The organism is Pontibacter liquoris, assembly GCF_022758235.1.
In the GTDB taxonomy this organism is placed as follows: Bacteria; Bacteroidota; Bacteroidia; order Cytophagales; family Hymenobacteraceae; genus Pontibacter; species Pontibacter liquoris.
The window spans coordinates 2,235,472-2,258,123 of the sequence record NZ_JALEBG010000001.1 but is presented as its reverse complement, the minus strand read 5'-3'; the positions used below and the strand labels follow the sequence as shown (position 1 = coordinate 2,258,123).

The following is a 22,652-nucleotide window of genomic DNA, read 5'->3' as shown; positions in this document are numbered from 1 at the left end:
CTATGCCGACCTCCATTATCCGACCTGCCGCCGATGAGTTTCCGGAAGTATACCAGCCTTACATGAGCCTGTTGCCCGAAGGCGATGTGTTATACCTGCTGGAAAAACATAGCACCGACCTGCGCCACATGTTTAGCAACATCTCTGATACGCGGGCAGAAGAAAGTTATGCCCCCGGTAAATGGACGATGAAAGAGCTGCTGCAGCACCTGATCGATGCCGAGCGCATCTTCAGTTACCGGGCTCTGTGCATTGCCCGGGGCGAGCGGCAGGAACTTCCCGGTTTTGACGAGAACATGTACGCCTATAACTCCCTTGCCAACATCAGGCTGCTGCCCAACATACTGGAGGAGTATGAACAGGTGCGCCGGGCAAATCTGCTACTCTTCAGGAGCTTCACCACCGAGATGCTGGATCAGACCGGTATCTGCAATGGCAACCGCATGTCTGTACGCGTGATCATCCATGTGCTGGCGGCACACGAAATGCATCATATCAACATACTGCAAACCCGCTACCTTAAGCGCAAAGACTAAAGTATAGCAGCACAAGTATAAGCACCTAAGTATAGCCGGCCAATTAAGGGTGTAACTAAAAGGTTTCTTCGGGATGCTTATACATACCTGAGCTGAATTTCTAGTATCCCATTAATCGCATAAACCAGCTTCCTCTTTTTACAGTAATACCTCCGTCAGGCGCTTTTCATACCTATGCGTGGCAGCAAATCAGCACTATACTTCTAAAAGCATAGCCGATCGTTTGTATAATGTCCTGACGACATGCAAAAAGCCTCTGTAAGTATAAACTTATACTTGCAGAGGCTTTTTACATTTTAATTTTAGGTTACAGTAGTTCGTTTGCCAGGTTTGCCAGTTCGGAGCGTTCCCCTTTCAGCAGCGTGATGTGTGCATAGAGCGGGTGGTTCTTTGCCCGGTCGATCAGGTAAGAAAGGCCGTTGCTTTGCGAATCGAGGTAGGGGGTGTCGATCTGGTAAATGTCGCCGGTAAAGATGATCTTGGTATTTTCGCCGGCACGCGAAATAATCGTCTTCACTTCATGCGGCGTTAGGTTCTGGGCCTCGTCCACAATAAAGATGATGTTCGATAAACTGCGGCCCCGGATGTAGGCCAGCGGCGTGATGACCAGCTTTTCCAGGTCCACCATGTCCCGGATCTTCTGGAATTCCTTGCTGCTTTCGGCAAACTGGTTCTGTATATACTTCAGGTTATCCCAAAGCGGCTCCATGTAAGGGTTCAGCTTCGATTTAATATCGCCGGGCAGATAACCGATATCTTTATTGCTCAGGGGCACCACAGGCCTGGCCAGGTAGATCTGCTTATACTCCCGGCGCTGCTCCAGGGCGCTGGCCAGGGCCAGTAGCGTTTTGCCCGTGCCCGCCACTCCTTGAATTGATACCAGTTTAATGCTGGGGTTGGTGAGTGCATGCAGCGCAAAGGCCTGCTCGGCATTGCGGGGTTTAACGCCGAAAGCGGTGATTTTATCTACCCGCTCCAGCAATTGCTCCGCCGAATTATAATAGGCTAGTACTGAACTTTTAAAGCTCTTAAGCACGAAGTAATGGTTGTCCTTCGGAACGGCTTCCAACACTTTTCCCGGTTCGCAATGACCTTTCTCATATAAGTCATTCACGAGCTCTGCCGGTACCTCTTCCAGCGTGTCGTTGCCGGTATACAGCCCAGCCACATCCTGGATCTTGCCTGTTTCATAATCTTCCGACACCAGGTTTAAGGCACGGGCTTTCAGGCGCAGGTTAATGTCCTTGGTTACCAGCACTACTTTGTTGTCGGGCCGCTCGCGTTGCATTTGCAGGGCGGAGTTCAGAATGTGGTGGTCGTTCTTGTCGCCGAAGATCTCCACGGCATCCAGCGCGGAAGGGGTATGCATCAGCACCTTGAACTTGCCTTTGTTCTTGCCATTGAGCGGCAGCCACTCCTGCAGCTTGTGCTCGGCAGAAAGCTTGTCGATGAAGCGGATAAACTCCCGCGCTTCAAAGTTCTTAATGTCGTTGCCCTTTTTAAAGTTATCCAACTCCTCGAGCACCGTGATCGGAATGGCCACATCATGCTCCTGAAAGTTCTGGATCGCGCTGTGGTCATATAGTATAACGGAGGTATCCAATACAAAAACCTTAATGGCTTTGGGATTCGGCACAAGGGCGTCGGGGGTTGGTTTGCTTTTTTTTGCCTTGGAGGCGGGTGTTGGTTTGGTTTTGATCTGGGAAGATGCCGCTGGTGTTTTGCTGGGTTTGAGCATACGGTATGGCTATAGGTGATACGGTGTGTACAGGTAGTCTCCTGCCGTGGCCGGTGGTTTAGCCTCTTGCAATTAGAGCTTTTTACGGGATATTTTTTTGCGCGGCTATCCCAGTGCCGGCCATTTTTCGAGGTTTAACACAGTTCATATTTCAGTAATCGCCTATTCAAAAGTATGCGCTTGAAAGACAATTAGTTAGAAGGGTGTTGTTTTGTAACTAAATGTTTAGTTATATAGTAATACTTTTGTAAGTCGCTACCGGCAGCCCAGCCGGCCGCAGATCTCTAAAAGCATATTACCATGAAGCATTTTCTTTTGTGCTGCCTGTTACTGCTGCTCCCGCTTTTAGGTACAGCCCAACCCGGGAAACACAGGATTTGGCCTTTCCAGGTAAACCGCACCGATAAAGCGGGCAGGTATACGGGCCGCTGGAAATTATACCTGGGAGAAGGGAAGGAGCAGGTCGTGATCCGGAACGGGCGCTTCCGGCATGGACGCGAAGTAGGAACCTGGAAGTATTATTACCCCGACGGTACACTGTACATGATAGAGAAGTATAGCCGGCACAGCCCCGAAGTGGCCGTAAGCAGGTACCACGAAAACGGCAAACTGGCCCGCACAGGCAAAGCCGTGCAGGTGAGCACCACTACCATGGATCATTATTACTGGACTGGACCCTGGCAGGTATATGACAAACAGGGTAACTACACGCATACCGAGCTCTATGAAAACGGCCATCTGATCAGGCGAAAAGCGGAAAGCCCCGGAGAATAGAAACCTACCACCTTAGCTTGAAGTGGGAGTATAGTAGAGATGCTAAGTATAAGAAAGCCTCCAGGTGTAAGCTGCTTAGCAGTAGTATATCAGTGCGTTATGGAGTAATTTATACTTAGCTCAGGGTATAATATTCTTCCACTTCTTTGTCGTGGAGGCGCAGGTAGCCGTGGATGACCAGCTTTACCAGGATGCGGTAAGCTCGCCGTTCGCCCAGGTTTGCCAGCTTCATAAACTGCCGCAGCGTAATGCGCGGGCTTAGGCGGAGGTAGTCCAGCACGGCCAGCTCGTGGCGGTCCAGCGGAATTTGCTCGAAAGCCGGTGCTTCTTCCCGCAGGACTTTGTTCACCATTTTGCTTGTTTGCACACTTGTGTCCTGCACGCGCACATAGCCCCGCCAGTCGTCTTCTTTTACTTTTGCATAATGCGGTTTCTGGGAGCTCTCGGGCACTAGTACCACCAGCACCATCCGGTCATCGATCTCGATTTCCTCGTAATGTACCAGCACCGGCGGGTCGCAGTAAAAGTCGGCAGCCTGTTGCAGGGTATGTTTTTCCTCCTCCGGATCAATGCCTGATATGGTGCCGTTGTCTTTTACCCCGATCAGGATGCGGCCGCCGCGGGTATTGGCAAAGGAAACCAGGGTGCGGGCTATCTTTTCGGGCTGGGTAACCCGTTGTTTAAAGTCCAGGGTGTCGTTTTCGCCTTGTAGGATCAGGCGTTCCAGTTCTTCCATAGTATAAAGGAGCCAGCGGGTTCAGGAGGTCGTGATACGGGTGCCTCCCTGAATAGCCAGCAGGCTTCTTTCTTTTTTCGATAGAAAGTATAAAAGGTTCTGCTTTGCCGGAAACAGTTTGCAGCCAAGGCGCTTGTTTGAGCTTAAAATAAAAGAAGCGAACCGTAGGGCCCGCTTCTTTGGTATGTCAATTCTGGCTAATGGCTTAGAAAGGGAGGTCGTTATCGGCGTCGCTGCTATAAAACGTAGGAGCGTCGTTCTGGGCAGGAGCTCCTGACGGACCGCCAAAGTTGCCACCGCCTGCTGCCGCCGGTTCCACGCGCCAGGCCTGCAGGTTGGTGAAGTACATAGTCGTGCCGTTCTTTGTAAAAGGCTTCCCTGTCAGGTTGAAGGTTACTTTTATTTCATCGCCACTTTTAAAGGCATCCAGCAGGCTGCACTTGTCCTGTGTCAGCTGAAACTTCACGTATTGTGTGTACGAACCATCGGGTATTTCCAGCACAAACTCGCGCTTTTTAAACTTGTCACTTACCTGTTGCTCATCAAAAGCTTCGTACAGTTTTCCTTGGATATCAAACGACATAATCAATCAAATAAAAAGAGGTTATTTTAATAAGAACAAAGATAACGAATTTTCAGCAAAACCGGCCTTGTTTTGGAAGCGATAAAGTATAAAAATGCCGGATATTTTCTGTTCTTTTAACGGCTAAAGCTGTGCCTACGTACAGCCTAGCTGAATTAAAACTGTAAGCCTTATACCCTATGAGAAACATAGCCATTGCCATACATGGCGGAGCCGGAACCATAACAGAAGCCACCCTGACAGCCGCCCAGGACAAAGCGTACCGGGCCGCTTTAAAGGAAGCCGTGGAAGCCGGCCACCAGGTGCTGGCCGGAGGCGGCACGGCCCTGGAAGCAGTGGAACATGCCGTGACCAACCTGGAAGACTCGCCGCTGTTTAACGCCGGCAAAGGAGCCGTTTTTACAAAAGAAGGCAAACATGAGATGGATGCGGCCATAATGTGCGGCAAAACACTCGAAGCCGGCGCCGTAGCCGGTGTCAGAAGCATCCGCAACCCGATTAAACTAGCCCGTACTGTGCTGGAACATTCGGACCATGTGCTGCTCAGTGGCTATGGCGCCGAAGAGTTTGCGCGTACCTACCAGCTGGCCTTCGAATCGGAAGAATACTTTTTCAACTCATTTCGCTACAAGCAATGGGCGGAGGTGCGCGATTCCAACATTTTTCTGCTGGACCATACGAAAAAGATTGATGAAAAATTCGGTACCGTTGGTGCGGTAGCTGTTGATATGAACGGGGATATTGCTGCTGCCACCTCCACGGGCGGGATGACCAACAAGAACTACAACCGCATCGGCGATTCGCCACTGATCGGGGCGGGCACCTATGCCAATAACGCGACCTGCGCCATCTCATGCACCGGCCATGGCGAGTTCTTTATGCGCGCGGTGGTAGCTCACGACGTGTCGTGCCTGATGGCCTACAAAGGCTATACTTTGCAACAGGCCTGCGACGAGGTGGTGATGCAGAAACTGGTAAAACTTGGCGGCGAAGGAGGCCTGATCGCCGTCTCGGCGGCCGGCGACATTGCCCTGCCTTTTAATACCGAGGGGATGTACAGGGCCTTCAAAAAAAATAATGACGCTGCCCAGGTTGGCATCTATAAAGAGATGTAAGCACGGAAACGGGCGTTACTCCGCTTCCTGCTGGATGCGCGCCAGGGTATAGGTTTCGATGTCTTTAAAGAACAGGCGGTTTTCGATATCGTAAATGTTGCCTTTCGCCATTACATGCATCAACATGTTCTCAATGGCAATCGGATGGCCTTTGTCTACTTCCGTGGCATTGGTATAGCCCATGTTGTGCCCGTCGGCAATCACCACCAAGTTTGAGCCAATAGTTTCGAGCAGGTGCCCGTCAGTGATCAGCACGCCGGTGTCTTCGCCCAGTCCGATGCCGATCGTTTTCGGGTGCGTGGCCACCGATTCGAGTAAGCGCCCGAAACGCCCGCGCGCCACAAAGTGCGTGTCAATGAGCACACTGCTGATCAGATCGAGCCCATGCCCGAATTTGACTGAACCCCGCAGCAGTGACTCCTTCGCATTGCCGCCCTTTATCATGATCTTCGACATGGCCATTGCGCCTGCACTGGTGCCGGCAATCACAAAGTTCTCGTTCTGGTAACGCTGCTTCAGAATGTCGAGCATTTCGGTGTTCAGAAACATACGCGTAATACGGGACTGGTCGCCGCCACTAAACATGATGCCATCGGCCTTTCGGATGCGCGCCAGGTATTCCGGATTTAAAGCATCGGCTTCCTCGCGGATGTGCATGAGATTAACCGTATCAACACCCAAAATGCCAAAGGCGCTGCAGTAGCGTTCACCTACCTCTTCCGGGATCATCGAGGCTGTTGTAATCACTTCTATACGAGGGTTTTTAGCTGGTATCTCTTTGAGGAAACGTTTAAGGATGCCCAGCTCGAAAAAATCAAGGTAATATTTTTTTCGCGATACCGGATTAGGGTATGTGCCTTTGTCTTCATTTCCGCCTACTGCTATTAGTTTTCCTTTGGGTGTATTCACGTAATCTCTTGTTTTGATGTATGGTTTAGATGCTGCTGCAAAGCAGGTGCCAGTTCCTTGCAGTATACCTGCAAGAGCAGACCTCCTTAAATTACCTGTTTTGGCAGAAATCGTTTCAAGAATGTTCTGTCAGCTGGCCCTGTTCGGTGGCTGCCGGGCAAATATAGCGCTATTAATATCATGTATATGTATAATATTATATACAGCATGTGTTTGGGTGTAAAATTACGCTATTGGTATGAAAAGAATAATATTTTGCCTAACCCCTTTTGATAGCGGCCGTATAGAAAGTCCACAGACAGATGTTAAAGTATACACGTAACCTTTCCAAGCTATGAAACTTAATAATTTAAAAGACCTCATGATCCACGAGCTCAAAGATATTTACAGTGCCGAGCATCAGATCACCAAAGCATTACCTAAAATGATGGAAGCCTGTTCTTCCGAAAAATTACGGGCTGCTTTCCAGGATCACCTGCAGGTAACCAAAATGCAGATCGAGCGCCTGGACAATGTGTTCGACATGCTGGGTATGAAAGCCCAATCGGAACACTGCAAAGCCATGGAGGGCATCATAAAGGAATGCGAGTCGATGATGAGCGAACGAGCAGATAAAAGTGTGATGGATGCGGCCCTTATTGGCTGCGCCCAGCGGGTAGAGCACTATGAGATTGCAGCCTATGGCACGGTTTGTACGTATGCCAAGCAGTTGAATATGACAGACGTGATGAACCAGTTGCTGATGACGTTGGATGAAGAAAAAGCAACCGACCAGCGCCTGACCATGATTGCAGAAGAGACAATAAACATCAGAGCCGAAAGGTAGTAAAAGGCTTAAACGACATACGGAAAAAACTCTGTACTTTCGCCTGGCTCTCACCAGCAGGTATGAAGGTGACAGAGTTTTTCGTTTTTATAAAACAAGAGCCGGCGCTTCGTTCATCCAACTAAGCGCCGGCTCTTGTTTCTTTCTAGGCTTTACCTATCGCAGCTTGGTACGTCTATTTTACCAGTTCATCCAGCGTAACAGAGGCTACAGCATGATAATGGGGCCTGGCCTGGGCATAAATAGCCAGCGCTCTTTCCTTGCCTTCGGGCGTGGCGAGCAGCGCCTTGTAGATCGGTACCAGGAACTTGCGCCGCCCCACGTTGACCAGGAAGGTTTCCAGGGCCTCCTGCGCTGAAGTATACTTGTTATGGATGGCATGCAGGAGCCAGGCAGCAAGCACTTCTGAATTTTTGGAGCTGGTAAACTGGAAAGCAGCGTCCAGTTCGGCCATTTGCTGCGGCGACATGGTGTCTGGTAACATCCGCAGGAAATGCAGCCACTCGTGGCTCGACCAGGAGCCGGTGTTCAGCTGCGAAGCGGGTTTGCCGGCGTTCCACTCCCTGAACGTTTTTTCTACGCTTGCAAAGCGGCTGGAAGTAGGTTTTATAACATCAGCCGGTAAGCCCGGCGAAAAAATCCACCCGTCAACATTGATTTGGGTGGCCAGCTCTTTATCCCATTTGATCAGTTCTTTCTCCAGGAAATTCAGGAATAGATCAGTTGTGGTGCTTTGGAAGGCAAATGTGTTGAAGTATTTGTTTACAAAGGCATCAAACTGCTCCCGGCCAACCGCCTGCTCGATATGAAGAAGAAAGAAGTTTCCTTTTTCATAAGCAATTTCAGTTAGTCCCTCGTCCGGGTCGCGTCCTACCAGATCGAGTTTCAGGCAGGTGTCCTCGCTGGCGGGGCCAAGTTCCTGTATCGTGTGCTGCAGATCCTGGTAGCCCAGTACTTCCAGCATATCGGCGTAGTCCTTGCCATAAAGTTCCTCCATAATGCGGCGCTCAAAGTATACGGTAAAGCCTTCGTTGAGCCAGAAATCGTTCCAGGTGCCATTGGTTACCAGGTTGCCGCTCCAGCTATGGGCCAACTCATGCGCTATCAGGCTGGTGAGGGAGCGGTCGGAGGCCAGCACGGTAGGCGTAACAAACGTCAGGCGCGGGTTTTCCATCCCTCCGAATGGGAACGCAGGAGGCAACACCAGCAAATCATAGCGATCCCAACGGTACGTGCCATATATTTTTTCAGCCGCCGTCAGCATCTGGCTCATTTCTGCAAATTCATACGCAGCAGCATCCAGGGTAGCAGGCTCAGCGTAAATTCCCGTCTTTGGCCCCAGGGAGCGGAACTGCAGGTCGCCCACAGCCAGGGCCATCAGGTAAGAGGGAATGGGTTGCTGCATGCGGAAGGTGTATTCGCCGGTGTTGTTTTTTTCCTGCGGGTTCTCCGCACTCATCACAGCCAGTAGCACAGGAGGTACTTTTACGCGCGCATTGTATGTGATCCGGATGCCGGGGCTGTCCTGTATCGGAATCCAGGTGCGGGCAAGGATGGCCTGCGACTGCGTGAAAAGAAAAGGAAGGACTTTGCCTGCCGTTTGCTGCGGGGGCAGCCACTGCACAGCTGCTGCGCCGGGCAAGGTGCGGTATTTTATGGTGAGGCGGGTAGTGGCAGGTTGCACGGCAATGATCAGCGGCTGGCCTAGCACAGGGTCTTCCAGCCCAAGCGAGAAGGTTGTCTCCTGCATATCGGAGCCTTCGTACACTTTTTCGATGGCCAGCTGGCGTGTGTCAAAAATGATGTGATCTGTGCCGGTAAGGTTCTCGATAGTATAGGTAGCCGTGCCGTGAAGGGTTTGGGTGTCAAAATCGACGGTAATATCCAGGTCCAGGTGCCGGGCTACGGCCTCAGTCGGCCGGGCGTAGCTGTGTACGTCAGTAGCAGTATGGCCCGTTGTTTGTTCACTCATCTTCATAGGTTGTGCTTTAAGTCAGGTTGTGTTGTGGCGGTCAGCTTGCGTATACGCTCGCAGGACTTTTTATCCCTTGAAGCAACGAGGGCCATGGCCTATAAGTTTTCAGGACAGGGAGGGTTATACATTCGCTATGATGAGAAATATGCCGCAGGTCCGGTGCTGGTCTTAAAATGCCTTTCCCCCGTTTACCGGTAAGCGGTAGCAGGTGAAAGCGGCAGGAACTAAGGAGCGGAAAGACGCTTGCGGCTGAATAACATTTTAGCTAAAGTAGGAGTACATAAAGGCAACTAGCTGTATAGCAGGGTGAGTGCGCATTGTTGTTGTATTAAAACAAGATGAAGCCTGTGCTAAAACCCTTCAAAGGTAAGCCCCTGAACCAGCAACTGATAAATCATACTAAACATTTAAAAATGAGCCCTTCTAATCTAAAGCATGTCCTGTTAAAGCGTGCCATACTACCGTTTGCTGCTGTCTTATGCCTGGGCCTGGCCACAGGTTGCAATAAAACCAAAACAGATGACAATTCCTCAGCAGATGGCCTGAAAGGTATGTTCGGGAAAAACACCCAGCCGCAGGTCAAAACCGATAGCCTGTTTGTAGAGAAGTACTTACAGAAACAACCTGAGTTCAAAGAACACGAAGACCTCATGTTCGATTTTTACCGTGCGCGGGACTACCGCCTGGCCTGGTTCCGGGAGAATAAACCAGTGCCGCAGATGCAGAAACTGATGCAGGCGATAGATCATGCTTCTAAAGAGGGCTTAGACCCAAAGAATTATAAAATTGTGGACGTTAACAAGCTGCTGGAAGCGTATGACGCGAAAGCCTCTGATGACCCGAGCCGGCAGCAACTACAGCAGCAAATAGATGTGGCCCTTACGGCTTCCTACTTCAACTTCGCTTCCGATTTTTACCGGGGTCGGGTAAATCCGGATGATGTTACCACAGTGAGCTGGGATGTGAAAAAGAATAAGATCAAGCTGGATAAAGCCCTGCAGACCATTCTGAAAGAACGCGAAAGCACCTATCCCTACTACGAGTTCGAAGCCCTGCATGCCGGCTACAGAAGGCTGCGCGACAAGTTGCAGCAATACCGCGACCTACAGGCAAAAGGTGGCTGGCCTAAAATTGACTTGGCTTCCCGTAAATCTCTGGTAAAAGGCGATACGGCCGCTGCTGTGCTGGCCCTGCGCCAACGCCTGAACCCCGGTCAGCCCCTGAATACGAACGATAAAAACCTGCGCACGTACGATGAGAAGCTGGTGGCCCAGGTAAAGCATTTTCAGATGTTGAACGGCCTGGACCAGGACGGTGTAGTAGGCGGAAATACCTTGAAAGCCCTGAATGTGCCCCTGGATGACCGTATCCGGCAGATCGTGATCAATATGGAGCGCTGGCGCTGGATCCCGAAACGCATGGTGCCTAAAAGCCTGGATCAGAAATACATTTGGGTTAATATACCGGAGTATAAACTCTATGTATACGAAGACCCCCAAAACGATCCGGAAGCTGAACGGGAATACCAGAAGAAAATGGAGATGCGCGTGATCGTGGGTAAGACCCTGCATTCCACCCCGATCTTCAGTGATAAAATGGAGTATGTGGTGCTCGCGCCTTACTGGAATGTGCCCAACAGCATTGTGGAGAAGGAAATAAAGCCCCATATGCTCTCCAACATCAACTGGCTCGATACGCAGGACATGGAAATAGTGACTAAGGAAAAAGAGCCGCAACCGGTTTCGCCTTCTTCCATTAACTGGGCGGACGTAACGGAGAAGAATTTTGAGTACATGGTGCGCCAGCGACCTGGCCCGAAGAACTCCCTTGGGTCGCTTAAGTTCCTGTTCCCGAACCAGTACGCAGTATACCTGCACGATACGCCTGCCGGCTCCCTTTTCAGCCAGACACAGCGTGATTTCAGCCATGGTTGCGTTCGGCTGGAGAAACCCCTGGAACTAGCCAAGTATGTGTTACAGGATATGCCCGAGTGGGATGAGCAGCGCATCCGCGATACGATCGATACCGGCGAGGAAACCTGGGTAACATTGCCTAAGAAGATACAGGTATACATTGTATACTTCACGGCTTGGGTAGATGAGAATGGCGAGGAGCACTTCCGCAACGACATCTATGGCCACGACAAAGAGCTCGCGAAGGAATACTTTGGATAAGCCCCTCGGAGCGTTCTGCTAAACAGGCAAAACAGAAATAAAGATGAAACGATACTGGATGCTCTGCATCGCGGCTGTAATGCTGCTGCCGGGCTGTAACACGGATACGGAAACAACTGAAACAGGAAACATCCGCCAGGCAGAAAAAGATACCGCCTCCATTGCCGCCGGAGCTCCTGAGGCAGCCGCAGCTGATACTATCCTGCAGGCTGTGGTGCATTTAACCCTTACTGCTTCCGGAAACAGCCTGGAAGAGATGCGCTATGATCAGGACACGTTGGAAGCAAAGGCAGGCGCGCTGATCAAGCTTAAGCTCATTAACGAAGCCGAAGATATGACGATGGTACATAATGTGGTGTTTACGGCTCCCGGCAAGTATAAAATGGTAGCGCTGGCAGGCGAGCAGCTCGGGGCTTCCGGAAATTATGTACCCGATACGACCACCGTCATCGCGTCGTCGCCTATAGCCCTGCCGGGGCAAACGGTTGAGGTAGAGTTTACGGCTCCCCTTAAGCCGGGCAACTATGAATTTGTTTGTACCTATCCGGAACATTGGCGGCGCATGCATGGTGTATTTAAAGTAAAATAAGTGTATCTGCTACTATGTGAAAAGGAGCTGCCTTAACGGGCAGTTCCTTTTTTATTTGCTCTCTGGGTGGCTCCATAGGTCGGGGCATTCCTGCCAAAGTATAATCCCGTGGCTCATTAGAGCTAACCCACTGACCGCAACTATAAAATGCTCAAAGCAGCTAGCATGGCATGCTAAAATAGCAGGGCGCCCTCCATCTTTTCCTTTTGACAAGTTACCCTAAAAGCATGCAGATGAAGCATTTGTGGATAACTCGACTTATCCACAAATGCTTCTAAAAGGTATGTCATTGTGGCAGCCAGCGTTTAGCGCGACTGGTGATCCGGAGGGAGGAGAAGTTACGAAATTCTAAAAAGCAGTAAGTAAGTCGCGCATTTACAGCTGTGAAAAGTCAATTCTACTACTGTTTACAAATGTATATACAATTGTAAACAGTAGTAATTATGTTTTGGAATGACCCACTCAAGTGTCTAATAATTAATCAAATAATGGTATTGATCTTAAGGTATAAGTAAAGCAAATTTATGCATCACAAAGGATCTTGTTTGGAGATATGCTGAACTGCGGTTACATTTGTTAAAGACCAAGGGCTATACTTATGATCGAGAGAATACGACAGGTGATGCACTACAAAAACCTGAGCTCCACCCAGTTTGCTGATGAAGTAGAGGTTCCGCGGGCAGTGATCAGTCATATACTGAGTGGCCGTAACAAGCCAAGTCTGGATGTGATGCTCAAGATCATCCAGACGTACCGCGACATTCAACTGAACTGGTTGTTATTGGGAGAAGGGGATATGCTAACTTCCTTAGCAGCAGCCAAAAGCACACAAACCGCTGGGTCGGCACCTGAAAACACGGTAAAAAGCCTGGAAGTGGAGGAGAAGCTACCGCCCCCTCCTGATAAAATACAAGAAAGCAAACCTGCAGATCAGTTGCCTCCAAGCAACCCACCCGGGAAGGAAGTAGCCCAGATCATCCTGTTCTATACCGATAAAACCTTTTCTATTTACAATGCTTCCTGAGGGAGCGCAGACGTATAAATTTCCGCAGTTATGCCGGGTATTCTAGTTCATAAAAAAGCTGTACTCCCTTGGCGGGAGTACAGCTTCTAGAGTGAGAAAACAGCCGCCGTTCCTGATCAGCTTTGGCCGGCTTTTAACAAGTTAATAACCTTCCCGATTACAGCAGCTACCAGGTCAATATTTGCCTGGATTTTTGGCTGGTTTTCACCGTCCCTTGCTTCCTGCTCTATGTCACGCACCACTTCTCGCAGCGATGTGATGCGAAGCGTGTCAATCGAGGCTTTCAGTTTATGGGCAGCTGCACTCACACCCGGCCAGTCTTCGCGAAGGCTTTTTTGTTGCATCTCTGCCACCGTTTGAGGCACAGTTTCTATAAACAATTGCGTCGCTTTCTGTATAAAAGCCTCGTTGCCCCGACTCATTTTATGAAGTAGTTCCAGGTCATAGAGCGGCGCTTCCGGTGTAGCAGGCAAGCTGTCAGCTACAGGATGTACAGGCATTTGCTGCTGCTGCTTTACCGGAAGTATGGCGGCTATTTTCTGAAACAGTTTATCTTCTTCGAAAGGTTTGGAAAGGTAGGCGTTCATACCCGCGCTCAGGTACCTTTCAGCATCGCCTTTCAGGGCATTTGCCGTGAGCGCAATAATGGGCACAGCTGCTTTTTCCTTGTCCGTAAACAACCTGATCTGCTGGGCTGCGTCGGTGCCGCTTAGTTCCGGCATCTGAATATCCATCAGCACCACGTCATACAGCTGCTCGCGGGCCAGGTCTACTGCCTCACGGCCATTCCGGGCTACGGTCACCTGGAAGCCCCAGCTTTCCATAACAGTCTGGGCCAAAAAGATGTTGATCTCGTTATCTTCGGCCAGTAGCACCTTTACACAACCCAGGCTGTTGTAATCGATCTCCTCTTTTTGCAGGCTTTCATCCATTTGCAGGTCCGACTTACGATAGGTGAGTGTGCATTTGAAAATGCTTCCCTGCGCGTGGTTATCTTCCACCCAAATGCGGCCACCTTGCATTTCCACCAGGTTTTTACTTATGGTCAGACCAAGGCCGGTGCCGCCATACTTGCGAGTAGTGCTGGAGTAAGCCTGGGTAAAGCCCTCGAAAATGGAATCCCATTTATCTTTCGGAATACCGATGCCCGTATCAGCTACCACAAATACCAGGGTAAGCTGCTGTGCGTCTTCTTCCTGAACCGCCACACTTAAGGTTACGCTACCCTTTTCCGTAAATTTAATGGCATTGTTGAGCAGGTTCAATAACACCTGGTTCAGGCGATACGGGTCGCCTATCAACAGCGGATGCGCAAGCGCAAGCGGCGTCATGGTATAAGCAATCCCTTTCTCTTCGGCTTTGTAGGTCAGGGTCTGGAAAGCCGCCTTCACGGTGTCTTGAACGTTGAACGGGATTTCTTCCAACTCCAGCTTGCCGGATTCTATTTTGGCAATGTCCAGGATATCGTTGATGATGACCAGCAGGTTGTCAGCCGACTGACGGATGATGTCGAGGAGGTTTTTCTGATCATCCGTCAGCGCAGTTTTGTCCAGCAGCCCCGTCATGCCCAGGATGCCGTTCATGGGTGTCCGGATCTCGTGGCTCATGTTAGCCAGGAAATTTTCTTTCACCCGGGCCGATTCTTCAGCGGCTTCCTTGGCTTTAAACAGTTCGCGCTCGGCCAGCATCCGGTCGGTAATATCCTGAGCCAGGGCAATGATATAGGGGTTTTGGGTATCTTCTTCTACTTTATAGTTGCGGAAGTAGAGGTAGCGCAGGTTCTTGTCTTTGTTTAAAATGGAGAGCACCCCATCCACGTTGCTTTGCGTTTTAAACCTGTCCAGGTATTCAGGGAAATTCTGCTGGTGCTTTACCGGGAAAAGATCTTTCAGGTACGTACCCTGCAGCTCCTCTTCCGTGTAGTTGAGCATCTGCTGCAGGTAGGTGTTTACCGAGATAATGCGGCCCTCCATGTCGTGCGTGCAGATGTAGGCTTGGCTATAGTTAATCAGGTCGCGGTATTTCTTTTCACTGTTCTTCAGGGCCATATCAGCCGTGTGGCGGCGCGTAATATCACGGGCAGCCGTCTGGATCTGCACGATATTACCGTCCGCATCCCGAAGCGGCTTTATACTTGTCTCCAGCCAGATAACAGTTCCGTCTTTTTTAACTGCACGGTGCCCGACGGTCGTATTTTTGCCTTCCTTTAACGCCCGCTGAAAGCCTTTTTGTTGCACAAGAGCTACGTCTTCGGGGTGGATGAGCACGGAAGAGGGCATCGCCAGCAACTCTTCTGTGGCGTACCCGAACATCTGCTCGGCGGCCTTAGACAGGTAAGTATAATTGCCCTCCAGGTCGATCAGGCTGATCGTGTCCCTGGAGTTTTCCGAAAGCAGACGATGCAATTCCTCGCTTTGCTCCAGGCGCTGCCGGGCCTGGCGTTGCTCGGTAATGTCGGTCGAGATACCCAGCACATGTACCTGCCCATTGCTTGTGATCAACGGCCTTTTGATGGTGTTAAACCAGACTATCTCCCCATTATGCCTGGTATACCTGTCAATTACCTCTACTTCTTTGCCGCTGTTAATTACTTTCCAATCGCTAGCCAGCAAGGCATCCGCTTCCTGCCTGTTGTTACTGACATCAACGGTATTGAGCCCGATTAATTCTGGCACAGACATATTGAAAAGCCTGGCAACTTCCTGGTTGGCAAGTATGAAATTCCCCTTTTCGTCCTTTACATAAATCAGGCTGGGACTTGTCTCGATGACCAGGCGGATGAATTCATTCTTTTCGCGTACTTCCTCCTGCGCTTTGTGCTCCTCCGTTATGTCGCGAATGATCACAACCACCTCATCCTCGCTATACTTGATCAGGCGACATTCATAGTAGTATAAACTGCTGGTATTAGTAAGGTTGAAATGCAATACTTCAGGTGTTCCTTTTATTAAAACGCTGCGGATTAGGGGCATGATCTGACCCGCTAACTGGGCTGGCAGCAGCTGGTCAATCGGGCTACCGATAGCTTCTGATCTAAGTACCAGCGGGTGTTCCGGGGTGGCGTTTTTCAGATTTAGGCAAACACCGTCACGGCTGACTACAAACAGCAGGTCGGGTAAAGCGGCCAGAATAGCCCGGTTCTTTGCCTCGCTGCGTGATATCTCCTCCTGTGCCGTGCGCAGGTCAGTTATATTCATCCCGTGGCCAATGATCAGCTCGACGTTGCCGGCTGCATCGAGCCCCGGTTTTAACCTTCGTAAAAAATGAAGCAGGTTTTTGCTATCACGGCTCAGGAATGATTCTTCATACTCAACATAGCTTTTTTCTTCCAGCGCTTGCCGCAAATACCGGACTCTATGGGCAGAGCGTTCTGGCGGGAGGTTCCGATAGCGACCATACTCTTCTTCTGTTTTGCCGATTATCCATTTGCGTAAGTCAGGGTCCTGTATGGCTGCCGGGTTTACATACCGGTAACGCAGTTCCTTGTCAAATACAGCGATGTCAGAGGGGATCAGGTGCAGGATGTTCTCGTAAAACTCCTTCTGCCGCGCCAGTTCCTGGCTTTTCTGCCGCAGGGCTGTCACATCATCTGCCGCGCCGATAATTTGCTTTACCTGACCGTCGGCCTTTCTTTTAAAGACGCTTTCGCGGCAAAGCAGGTGCCGGGTGCTGCCATTCTTGCACTGCACCCGATATTCTACTTCTACCATCTGGTTGTCTGGTGCTTGCAGCATGTCGCAAATATGGCTATAGAGGTGCTGCAACTCTTCCCGTACCACCACAGCACTCAGAAAGTTGCCTTCCATGGCGGCAATATCAGCCTCGGTATAGCCCAGCACTTCGCTAATGCGGCTGTTTATGTAGATGCATTTATCATCTTCAATATCATAGATATATGTGATGCTCGGGATGGTGCGCGCAATGTTGCCGATAAAGCGCTGGCTTTCCTGCAAAGCCAGTTCGGTTTTGCGCCAGCCCGTAATATCAGTCATGTAGATATTGATATAGCCCTTTCCGGGAAAGGGCACCATGGAAAGCAGGTAGTAATTGTTTGCTACAAAGGTTTCGAGCGTGGAAGGAGTCTGCTGGTCGGGTAATTGGCTTACCTTTCGGCGTAGCAGCCGGCAGAAACTTTCCTGTCGTCGCTGGCCCAGCGTAATGAGCAGGTGCTGACTGGCCACATTGGTGTATAATAGCTTGCCCAGGTAGTCGATCCGAAGGATAGGGTTGGGGTACTCTTCCTGAAATTCGGAAAGATGCTCCAGCAGGTTACGGTTCCGGCGTTTTGTAGTAATCTCCCGGTAAATCCAGGTATGGCCGCAGGCGTTACCGGCAAGTATAAACGGAAACTGATCGCGGGCCAGAATTTTCCCGTTAGCCAGCGTAATTTCTGAAACTAAAGCGCCTGCATCAGAAGTATAGGTTCTGCCGGGTACGTACGGTTGCCGTAGCGCTGTGCTTTCCAGCAACTGCAGCGGCTGGCCTGCATAGCTCGTCGGAGACTCCGGCAATTGAAAGACCTGCAGAAAAGGAGTATTCAGGAACATTACAAGGCCAGCTGCATCCGTTACCGCCATGGCGTAAGGAAAGCTGAAGCCCTGCGCAATAGAATCCTGTAAAAAGTTGGGTGATAACTGGGAAAAAGCGGTTGCTGCCGTTTGTTGTGCTGTTAGTGCTGCTTCCCCTGCGCTGCTATATTCCGCCGCCCGGCGCTCTGCAGCCTGCCGTGCCAAACGTTCCTGGTCCAGCTGCTGCCGAAGCTGAACGACCTCCTGTACTAAATCCATGATAATCGAAATTTCAGCGGCAAGTTAAGCCAATTATGTGGCTAAAATATGCTGACAGCCCAGTAATTTCTAAAAAATCTCATAAAAATAGTGCAAACGTATATAGGACTTTTGAAGACGCAAAAGCAGCTACTTTATACCTGCCGGCTATAGGATGCCAAGAAGCAACTAGAGCTTTTTATACTTGCAGGAACTTACCTGATGCGCAGCTCATTACTTTGAATCATGCGGTAAATAGTGGATTTGCCAATGTCTAATTTATCAGCTACCAACAGTACGTTGTGGTCGTATTTATCCAGGAAGCGCTGGATGATTTCGGTGGTATAGGCTTTGAGGGTGCGCTCTGTGGCCATAAAGTCCTTATCAGCATGATTGGCCATAAAATTTATGTCGTGTTCCTGGATGATCTCCTCATCCGAAAGTACAGCAGCCAGTTCCACCAGGGCTTTTAACTCGCGTATATTGCCCGGATAAGAGTAGGAGAGCAGCTTTTGCTGCGCAGCCGGGCAGAAGGACTTTTTGCCCAACTTATTTTCCTTTGTAAAAGCATCTGTAAAATATTTGGCCAACACCAGAATGTCGCCGCCCCGCTCCCGCAGCGCGGGTAGTTGGATGGGCAAACCCAACAGGCGGTAATAGAGGTCCTCACGGAAGTTACCTTTTTTCACCTCTTCGGCCAGGTTCTTGTGCGTTGCCACAATTATCCGGACCTCTACCGGCAACACGGCATTACCGCCCACGCGTGTGATTTCCTTTTCCTGCAGTACCCGTAGGAGTTTGGCCTGCAGACTGATGTCCATTTCCCCAATCTCGTCCAGGAAAATAGTACCTTTATCGGCTTCTTCAAATTTGCCCAACCTGCGGGCTACCGCTCCTGTAAAAGCCCCTTTCTCGTGCCCGAACAACTCGCTTTCCAGCAATTCGCGGGGGATAGCGGCCACATTTACCGCAACAAATGGGCGGCTCTTTTTAGGGCTGTTATAGTGAATGGCTTTGGCTACCAGTTCTTTTCCGGTTCCCGTCTCGCCACTGATCGTAACGGTGATGTTGGTTTTGGAAGCCTTTTCCATAAGCCTGAAAACCTGTTTTACCGGCTCACTGTTGCCGATGATTACATTGCCAAAATCATACTTCTGGCCGATCTCCTCGCGCAGTTGGGTGATCTCCTTGCGGAGCGAAACGGTTTCGCGGATCTTGTTGATGGCATTCCAGAGCCGCTCGGGAGTATCCTCGTCTTTTACAATATAGTCGTAAGCGCCTTTTTTAAGCAGATCCACCGCTGTTGCCACATCTTCCTGTCCCGAAATAACGATCACATAAGTATCCGGATTCTGTTCCTTTAATTTTTTAAGCACCTCGGCTCCGTTTTTATCCGGCAGCGAGTAGTCAAGGGTCACCACATCAGGCCGCTCATACATGCTCCGCAGGCAATCATTTGCAGCATGAAATTTTTTAAGCTCATAATCCGGGTTTAACGACAGGTGGTATTCCAGCAATTCGCTGTACCAGACATCATCATCCAGGATAAAAATTTTAAAGGGTGTGTTTTTCATGTAATCTAAAGGGCGCAGGTATAGCAGCACTTATGAATGGTACTGCTTAGCCCAAAGTTAGGGAGGGTTTACCCATGATTTCTAATGATTATGATATTTTTTTTGTGCTTTTACAAGGTGAGGTGCCTGAAAAGGATAAATGTGCATGGCTGGGTGCCGGTAGGTGAAGAGGGTATTTGCCTTTAGGAAGCCGGTACATCCCTTTGCAAGTATAAATCTGTGACAGACAAGGTATAGGTTATTTAGCCTGGACGGCCTGAAGCAGTAAAAAAACAACGGGCTTATACTGCCTGGTTTCAGCAAGTATAAGCCCGTTACATTTTGATAAATCGGAAAACAGGTAACTGTTTAACCGCCGTTAATCGCCTGGTATTTGGCCCGCATAAACATAAAGACGCCGTAGCAGATCAGGCCCAGGGCAACAGCTCCCAACAAATAAGAACCATATGATGAGGCCTCGAGCCATTGAAAAGCATTATCAGTGCCGCCCGCCTCTTTGGCATTCGCTGTTAGCGCCGCTTTCAGGAACAGATAGCCAATCACAAGCCACACAATGCCCCGGGCTACATAGCCTATTTTGCCGGCTCGGATCATGGTGCGTTCATGCTGGTGCGCTAAGCCAGCTTGCTGTACTTTCATTTTATACTTATCCGATAAACCCAGGTAGATCTGGTAAACACCGGCGATGGCTGTGCCGACAGCAAGTATGCCCACCAGCCATTGGCCGAAGGGTTGCTGCAGAAGCTCGCGGGCAAGGGTCTGGCGGGAGTCATCGCCGCCGCTGCTGCCTCCAGCGCCCACCACCATCTTTGCCGCCAGAAACGCCAGTGCACCATACACCAGCCCGCTGAAGGCATAGCGCAGGCGGACACCAATGCCTTTTACACCGGTTCCTTTGTTTTCTGTATCCTTTATAGCGCCGATCAGGCGCCAGATACTATAAGAGAAGAGCCCTAGGGCCACGATGGCCAGGAGCACTTTGCCGAAAGGTTGTTGCTGAATAAACTGGAAAACACCCGATTTGCCAGCATCTTCCGACGATTTATTGCCCAGCTCGAAAGCCGCCATAAAAGCCAGAATACCTACCAGGCAGTAAACGACACCTTTGGCGGTGAGACCGAAGCGTGCAAAACTCTCGACCCATTTCGGGGGTGGAGCAGGAACATGAGCGGAAATATTCATCTTTAGCTTTTGTTTTAGTTACTTCCAGATTAAAAGTATTCCCTCATACCCGGTTTTGCACCAGATGGTTGTTGCCCTGCGCTAACTAGGCTTACAAATGGCGGAAGCGTTTCAAGGCTTCTTCCTCCAGGTGGTCGCGATGATCGGGGTGCGCAATATTGATCAGCGCCTGGGCCCGCTGGCGCAGGTTTTTGCCGTACAGGTATGCCACCCCAAATTCGGTCACGACATAATGCACGTGTGCGCGCGTGGTGGTCACCGCGGCACCCTGGTTAATGAAGGGCGTGATTCGGGAAATGCCTTTGTTGGTCACCGATGGCAGAGCAATGATCGGCTTACCTCCTTTTGAGAGGGCTGCACCCCGTATAAAATCCATCTGGCCGCCAATACCGGAGTATTGCAGAGTGCCAATGGTATCGGACACAACCTGGCCGGTAAGATCAATTTCGATGGCACTGTTGATGGCAGTTACTTTCGGGTTGGAGCTGATGATCCGCACGTCGTTCACGTAATCAGTGCGCTGCATGAGGATAAGCGGGTTGTCGTCTACAAAATCGTAGAGTTGGCGGTTGCCTACGATAAAACCTGTGGCAATGCGGCCCGGGTGCCGGTATTTGTGCTCGTTGGTGATTACACCGCTCTTGATCAGCGGCATTACCCCGTTCGAAAACATTTCGGTGTGGATGCCCAGTCCTTTATGGTTGGTCAGGCAGCTGAGCACGGCATCGGGTATGCCGCCGATGCCCATCTGCAGGGTAGCGCCATCGTCGATCATTTCGGCAATGTAGCGGCCGATGGTTTGCTCTTTGCTGGACATGCGCAGGCTGTAATCCACTTCCGGCAGGGGCTCATTCACTTCCACCAACACATCGAATCGGGAAGCCTGGATCAGTCCGTCACCGTGGGTGCGCGGCATCTGCGGATTTACCTGAGCGATCACATGCTTGGCACTCAGTACGGCTTCGCGCGCCACATCCACGGAAACACCAAGCGAGCAAAAGCCGTGTTTGTCTGGCGGAGAAACGTGCACAATGGCCACATCGATTGGCAAAATGTCCGACCGGAACAGGTGGGGAATTTCGCTCAGGAAAACGGGCACATAATCGCCACGCCCTCCGTTTACGGCCTCACGTACATTGGCAGAAACAAAAAGGGAGTTGATGAAAAACGAATCCTTGTACTTTTCTTCGGACAGCGGGAAATCGCCGTACGTCGTAATGCTCACAATTTCCACATCCCGCAACTCGGATGCCCGCTCGGTAAGCTTCCGGATCAGGAACTGTGGTGTAGCAGCGCTGCCTTGTACAAAAACGCGGTCACCGGATTTGATGATGCTCAGCGCATCTTCGGCCGTATGGTAGTTGGGTAGTTTTTTGTTCATCATGTTATGCTATACCTGCTATTTTAATACAAAGTTTATGGCCATTGGCGGACGCAAGTTATACCGAAAGGCCGGGCAAAAGGATGATAAGCATCATTTCTTCCGGATAACCTATTACCTTTGTGGCAGCAAAACACGGCTTCTTCCGTAGATATGCAAACGATATGTAACACTATGAAAAGAAAAATACCTTTCGCCTGGTTATACCTGTTGTTGCCTTTTCTGGTAAGCGCCTGCATGGTAGCCTCCGGCATCGCGCATACAAACGCTATTTCAGCTCCCGGTGCAAAACCGGCCAAGTATACAACCTATGCCTGGTACCAGGAGCAGCCACCGGCGCAGGCAACCTATGACAAAGGATTTAGCCCAAGCCTTGACCAGCATATCCGGCATGCCGTGATGGAAGAATTGCAGCAGAGAGGGTATAAGCAGGTGCCGGTAACGGAAAACCCGGACGTGTTGCTGGCTTACGATGTGAGCGTGCAGGTGCCGGTGGAGAAAGACAAGCCCGAGAACTTTGCATCGGGTTTTGGCTATAGTTATGCCTACATGGCCGGCTACCGGTATCACTACAACGATGGCGGGCTGCCCGGCTACCGCCCGGTAGATCTGTTCAAGGAAGGAACGCTGATCATCGACATGATCAATCCTAAAACGAACGCGCTGGTATGGCGCGGCTGGTCAGAGGGAGCTGTGACCAACTTTAAGGCCGGTTATGGCAGCGTAAAGAAACTCGTAGCCGAGGTGCTGGGCAAATTGTCCTGACACCC

Annotated in this window: 17 protein-coding genes; 8 read left to right on the top strand and 9 right to left on the bottom strand. The window is 50.4% G+C overall.

Going from position 1 to position 22,652, the window contains the following annotated elements; all coding sequences use genetic code 11:
- Positions 1 to 2: 2 nt before the first annotated feature.
- Positions 3 to 536 (top strand): DinB family protein, encoded by a 534-nt coding sequence (locus LWL52_RS09340; RefSeq protein WP_242919129.1) that lies wholly within the window; start codon positions 3 to 5, stop codon positions 534 to 536.
- A 307-nt stretch (positions 537 to 843) separates the two neighbouring features.
- On the opposite strand, the gene LWL52_RS09335 is transcribed toward LWL52_RS09340, so the two are convergent.
- Entirely contained in the window at positions 844 to 2,172 is a 1,329-nt protein-coding gene (locus tag LWL52_RS09335; protein ID WP_437179354.1) for a PhoH family protein, read from the bottom strand.
- 402 nt (positions 2,173 to 2,574) lie between these two features.
- Between LWL52_RS09335 and LWL52_RS09330 the strand changes: the two genes are divergently transcribed.
- Positions 2,575 to 3,048: a toxin-antitoxin system YwqK family antitoxin gene (locus LWL52_RS09330; RefSeq protein WP_242919125.1), complete on the top strand. Its 474-nt coding sequence runs from the start codon at positions 2,575 to 2,577 to the stop codon at positions 3,046 to 3,048.
- A 115-nt stretch (positions 3,049 to 3,163) separates the two neighbouring features.
- On the opposite strand, the gene LWL52_RS09325 is transcribed toward LWL52_RS09330, so the two are convergent.
- Positions 3,164 to 3,784: an AlbA family DNA-binding domain-containing protein gene (locus LWL52_RS09325; protein WP_242919122.1), complete on the bottom strand. Its 621-nt coding sequence runs from the start codon at positions 3,782 to 3,784 to the stop codon at positions 3,164 to 3,166.
- A gap of 205 nt (positions 3,785 to 3,989) precedes the next feature.
- Positions 3,990 to 4,367: a DUF3127 domain-containing protein gene (locus tag LWL52_RS09320; RefSeq protein ID WP_242919120.1), complete on the bottom strand. Its 378-nt coding sequence runs from the start codon at positions 4,365 to 4,367 to the stop codon at positions 3,990 to 3,992.
- A gap of 179 nt (positions 4,368 to 4,546) precedes the next feature.
- Here LWL52_RS09320 and LWL52_RS09315 point away from each other — a divergent pair, with 179 nt between their 5' ends.
- Positions 4,547 to 5,482, top strand: a complete 936-nt coding sequence (locus LWL52_RS09315) for an isoaspartyl peptidase/L-asparaginase family protein (RefSeq protein ID WP_242919118.1) — start codon at positions 4,547 to 4,549, stop codon at positions 5,480 to 5,482.
- Between the two features lie 15 nt (positions 5,483 to 5,497).
- Here LWL52_RS09315 and LWL52_RS09310 read toward each other — a convergent pair whose 3' ends face one another.
- Entirely contained in the window at positions 5,498 to 6,391 is an 894-nt protein-coding gene (locus LWL52_RS09310; RefSeq protein WP_242919116.1) for a cyanophycinase, read from the bottom strand.
- A 334-nt stretch (positions 6,392 to 6,725) separates the two neighbouring features.
- Here LWL52_RS09310 and LWL52_RS09305 point away from each other — a divergent pair, with 334 nt between their 5' ends.
- Positions 6,726 to 7,217 carry a YciE/YciF ferroxidase family protein gene (locus tag LWL52_RS09305; protein WP_242919114.1) on the top strand — a complete coding sequence of 164 codons (492 nt, stop codon included), beginning with the start codon at positions 6,726 to 6,728 and terminating at the stop codon, positions 7,215 to 7,217.
- Between the two features lie 175 nt (positions 7,218 to 7,392).
- Here the strand turns inward: LWL52_RS09305 and LWL52_RS09300 are convergent, their stop codons facing one another.
- Positions 7,393 to 9,195 carry a M1 family metallopeptidase gene (locus tag LWL52_RS09300; protein WP_242919112.1) on the bottom strand — a complete coding sequence of 601 codons (1,803 nt, stop codon included), beginning with the start codon at positions 9,193 to 9,195 and terminating at the stop codon, positions 7,393 to 7,395.
- 410 nt (positions 9,196 to 9,605) lie between these two features.
- Between LWL52_RS09300 and LWL52_RS09295 the strand changes: the two genes are divergently transcribed.
- The 3 genes from LWL52_RS09295 to LWL52_RS09285 all read left to right on the top strand — a co-directional run bounded on the left by LWL52_RS09295 (position 9,606) and on the right by LWL52_RS09285 (position 12,979).
- Complete coding sequence (locus tag LWL52_RS09295; RefSeq protein WP_242919110.1) at positions 9,606 to 11,366, top strand: L,D-transpeptidase family protein; 1,761 nt, start codon at positions 9,606 to 9,608, stop codon at positions 11,364 to 11,366.
- A gap of 43 nt (positions 11,367 to 11,409) precedes the next feature.
- A complete protein-coding gene (locus tag LWL52_RS09290; RefSeq protein WP_242919108.1) occupies positions 11,410 to 11,955 on the top strand; it encodes a plastocyanin/azurin family copper-binding protein in 546 nt (181 codons plus the stop codon).
- 598 nt (positions 11,956 to 12,553) lie between these two features.
- Entirely contained in the window at positions 12,554 to 12,979 is a 426-nt protein-coding gene (locus tag LWL52_RS09285) for a helix-turn-helix transcriptional regulator (RefSeq protein ID WP_242919106.1), read from the top strand.
- A 116-nt stretch (positions 12,980 to 13,095) separates the two neighbouring features.
- Here the strand turns inward: LWL52_RS09285 and LWL52_RS09280 are convergent, their stop codons facing one another.
- From LWL52_RS09280 to LWL52_RS09265, 4 genes are all read right to left on the bottom strand, one after another.
- Complete coding sequence (locus LWL52_RS09280; protein ID WP_242919104.1) at positions 13,096 to 17,766, bottom strand: PAS domain-containing hybrid sensor histidine kinase/response regulator; 4,671 nt, start codon at positions 17,764 to 17,766, stop codon at positions 13,096 to 13,098.
- Positions 17,767 to 17,960: 194 nt separating this feature from the next.
- Positions 17,961 to 19,319: a sigma-54-dependent transcriptional regulator gene (locus tag LWL52_RS09275; RefSeq protein WP_242919101.1), complete on the bottom strand. Its 1,359-nt coding sequence runs from the start codon at positions 19,317 to 19,319 to the stop codon at positions 17,961 to 17,963.
- 348 nt (positions 19,320 to 19,667) lie between these two features.
- Positions 19,668 to 20,501, bottom strand: coding sequence for a DUF1206 domain-containing protein (locus LWL52_RS09270; protein WP_242919099.1), 834 nt, complete (start codon positions 20,499 to 20,501; stop codon positions 19,668 to 19,670).
- A 91-nt stretch (positions 20,502 to 20,592) separates the two neighbouring features.
- Positions 20,593 to 21,885 carry an acetyl-CoA hydrolase/transferase family protein gene (locus LWL52_RS09265; protein ID WP_242919097.1) on the bottom strand — a complete coding sequence of 431 codons (1,293 nt, stop codon included), beginning with the start codon at positions 21,883 to 21,885 and terminating at the stop codon, positions 20,593 to 20,595.
- Between the two features lie 171 nt (positions 21,886 to 22,056).
- Between LWL52_RS09265 and LWL52_RS09260 the strand changes: the two genes are divergently transcribed.
- Entirely contained in the window at positions 22,057 to 22,647 is a 591-nt protein-coding gene (locus tag LWL52_RS09260; RefSeq protein WP_242919095.1) for a DUF4136 domain-containing protein, read from the top strand.
- Positions 22,648 to 22,652: the final 5 nt, after the last annotated feature.